The organism is Meiothermus luteus, from assembly GCF_003574085.1.
GTDB lineage: Bacteria > Deinococcota > Deinococci > Deinococcales > Thermaceae > Meiothermus > Meiothermus luteus.
On sequence record NZ_QWKZ01000161.1, the window covers coordinates 1 to 3,375 of the forward strand.

At 59.8% G+C, this 3,375-nt stretch carries 3 protein-coding genes and 1 pseudogene; all 4 read right to left on the reverse strand.

The annotated features are described in order from the left end of the window. A partial coding sequence (locus Mlute_RS14555) for a hypothetical protein (protein ID WP_119361265.1) occupies positions 1–397 on the reverse strand: 397 nt, incomplete at its 3' end. Between the two features lie 200 nt (positions 398–597). After that, positions 598–1,794: an MFS transporter gene (locus Mlute_RS14560; protein ID WP_003043751.1), complete on the reverse strand. Its 1,197-nt coding sequence runs from the start codon at positions 1,792–1,794 to the stop codon at positions 598–600. Further along, on the reverse strand, positions 1,787–3,175 hold the full coding sequence (locus Mlute_RS14565) for a radical SAM protein (protein ID WP_119361266.1): 1,389 nt from the start codon (positions 3,173–3,175) through the stop codon (positions 1,787–1,789). The genes Mlute_RS14560 and Mlute_RS14565 overlap by 8 nt, the downstream gene beginning before the upstream one ends. Before the next feature lie 29 nt (positions 3,176–3,204). Further along, positions 3,205–3,375 (reverse strand): annotated as a pseudogene (locus Mlute_RS16565) (transposase); the annotation flags it as partial.

Here is a 3,375-nt window from a genome sequence, read left to right on the forward strand (position 1 = left end):
CCGAGAGGGTTCCCCCTAAGGCGCCCGCCCCGTAGATCAGGGCCCGCAGGGCGGCCAGGCTCCCCGCCAGGGCCTCCTCGGGCAGCAACCACCCCCGCACGGCCCGCAGGTGGACGCCCGTGACCCCGACGGCAAACCCATAGAGCAGGCCCCCCGCGAGGAAAGGAGGGAACGGAAGGGCCAGGAGGAGGAGGGCCCTCACCGGGTCTCCCCGGTCCAGCCGGGGGCTCAGGAGGAGCAAAGGGCCTAGGGTGAAGTACCCGAGGGCAGCGAAGAGGCCTACCCAGAAGGCCTCCCCCGTGCGGGCCACCTCCAGGCTCAAGGCGCTGAAGCCCAGGGCGGCCCCCAGGTCGCCCAGGGCCTCGGAAAGAAAGGCCAGTTTCCAGACCGGGTTCAAGCCTCTAGAGCGAACCCTTCCACCATCCAGATGACCCCACCTGTAATGGAGCAGGCATGGCAAAGGGGCGCACGTACACCCGCCGCGTCCGGCCGCCGACCCTGACCTCTTGCACCTCCTTGAGCATCGCCATTCACCCCCTTACGGGTTAGCCCCAGAGTAGCAGCAGGGGAATACCGCCCGTGGAGCCCAGGAGGGCCTCACCCACGCCCCTCGGCGTCACCACGAGGGGAGAGAACCCTTTGGGAGAGGCGGAGGAGAGGGGGAAAGAGAAGGGAGGCCAGGAGGAAAACGCTCCCAAAGGCCACGAAGGCCCCCCTGGGCCCCAGGAGGTCCCCAAGCCCCCCGCCCAAGGGGGAGCCCAGGACCCGGGCCGTCTGGGTGAGGACGTTGACGTAGGCAAAGAGGCCCACCAGGGTCTCCGGGGGGGCAAGCCGCTGGAGGAAGGTCCGGAAGGCGATCCGGGCCACGGAAACCCCCGCCCCCGAGACCAAAGACCCGAGGAGGAGGTGGGGGTAAGGGAGGAGGCCGTTCCCCAGGTTGCCCAGGCCCAGGAGGCCAAGCCCCCCGAGGAGGCCAAGGACCGGGGGGAGGGAGACGCGGGTAAGGGCCTGGGCCACAAGGAAGCCCCCCAGGCTAAAGCCCGCCCAGGCGATACCTAGCCCCTCGGGCCGCTTGAGGTCGTGGAAGAGAAGAGCGGTGAGGACCCCGCCCCCCGTGAGGGCCAGGGCAGGGAGAAGGGCAGGTAGAGCAACGGGGAGGAGAACACCCAAGGGTACACCCCCAAAGGCCTTCCGCCTCCCTTCGGAAGGGCCTAGGGGAGGAGGGGCCTTCAGGCCCAGGAGGAGGACCAGGGCCACCCCCAGAGGAAGGGCGAAGAGGGGAAGGGCGTAGGGCCCCAGGCGGTCCACGGCAAAGCCCCCTATGAGGGGGGCCAGGACCAGGCCCAAGGTATTGGCCATTTCCCAGCGGGCGTTGGCCTGGGACAGGGCCTCCTTAGGGAAGAGGCGGGGCAGGGCGCTTCCCAGTAAAACGCCGTAGATGGCCAGAGCAGCCGTAAGGAAGAGGAAGAGGGCGAGCAAGGCGGCGTAAAGGAGAAGAAAGGTGCTAAGGCCAGGGCTTCCCAGGGCGAGGAGGGCCGCTACCCCAAGGCCAAAGGCGAGGAGGCGGAGCACCATTTGGGGCCTGGTCTCAAGCCAGGATTGGAGGAGAAAGGGGGTCAGGATGCTCGCTAAGGCTTGAACCAGGGTGAGGACCGAAGTTTGTAGCCCCGAGGCTCCCGCTTCCAGGAACCGCCATAGGCCCGCCACCACCAGGCCCTGGCCGGTCAGGGTTAGAAGGAAGGCGAGGAGGAAGAAGGAGAAGGTACCCGAGGGCGGAGTTAAATCCTTAGCCATGCTGGGACGCTGAGCCATCAGCTAGAGGGATTTCGCTGGTGTAATTGGGGATAGTCCGAATGTCCACGGCATCAAAGAAGTTCGGTTGAACAGGTATTTTCCGTAGCTCTTGCAGTAGAGGCGAATTCTCCCAAATGTCGGCTAAAGTGCTCGTTAGAAGGTTGCCGAAGAACGAATACCTGGGCCGCCACTCACGCAATTTGGCAGAAACGTAGACATTACCCCTCGGATCTACGCGAAGAGCACGATTACCCCTAGAGGTAAGCCATATCTGATCGCGGGCCGGGTTTTCCGATCTAAGTTCTCTAGAAAGCTTATACCACAGCCTTTGGTGGGGCTTAATCGCACCTAATCTAACCATGTCCATGTATTCCCCTACAGCGAAGTCCCACTCTTCCTGGCTAAGAACGAGATGATTCAAGCTTGCCCCGCGCCCTGCGGGATACATGGGCGCAATCCCATACATAGCGTTGTTTTGTGTTGCGATTTCACCTATCTTTCTAATCTCAGTGTAGTTCTTCTTGTGAACTACCGTGAAGACAGCCAGAGGGATACCGGCTTTGGCAATGAGACTTATCTGCCGCAAGGTAGTCTTAAATCCCCCCTTACCCCGAAGCAAATCGTGGCTATCCGGACTAGATCCGTCTAAAGTGGTACCCACGAAGTTCAGATTTTTTGTGGACGCAATCTTATCTAAGTCGCTATCTCGCAACACGGACAAGTCGGTGTTAACTTGAACGCTAAACCCTAGCTCGTCCGCTAGGCGGATGATCTCCAATCCATCTGGCCTACTCAGTGGATCACCTCCTGTGAATTCAAGGTAGAAGACCCCTTCCTTTCTTATGGAATCCAAGATATATCCCCACTCATCGAAAGTCAGCTCTTCCCGAAGAGGTATTTTGGGTTCAGGGCCGGATTCGTATGCACAGTATGCACAACGCCTATAGCACCTATTCGTGAGCTCGATTTCCATGGATAGAGGCCTATAGTACCGGTCATCGGAGAAGTGTTGATCGTCTAGGAACAAAGCTTTAGATTCCAGCCCTTCTTGAGAAGGGCGAAGGTATCCCTCGGCAATCAAGTAAAGGATTAAATGCCCCGCTGCCTCTACAAATCCCTTGGTAATTTCACTTAAGCCTCCTTCTTTGAGAACTTGCTTGAGGGCCAGCGATGGCCTAGTAGCAACTACAAAGGATCTAACAAGGTCGAAGGCTTCCTGATTGAGAAAAATGCCCCTCTTAAAGCCGTAGAGTATTCCCCCGAACCGCTCTCTGCGTAGGACAACGCTAGCGTCGCTGGCAAGGACAAGGGGCACGTCTTCGACCCAAAGCCTTTCGTATTCCGAGCCTAATCCTTCTTCGAGGTCCTCCTCGTAAGCCAATACCTTCGTGTGCTACCTCATATGCTACCTCATAGCTCCCCCCTAGCCATTTTCAAGAGCACCCGGCTACGGATGAGGTTGTGGACCAGCAGGATGAGGTTCACCCGGGCCACTAGACCCCAGTAGGACCGAACCTCTATCCGGTGAAGCCCCAAAGAGCGTACCATCACGCTAAACCGGGTCTCGATCCAGTTGCGTAC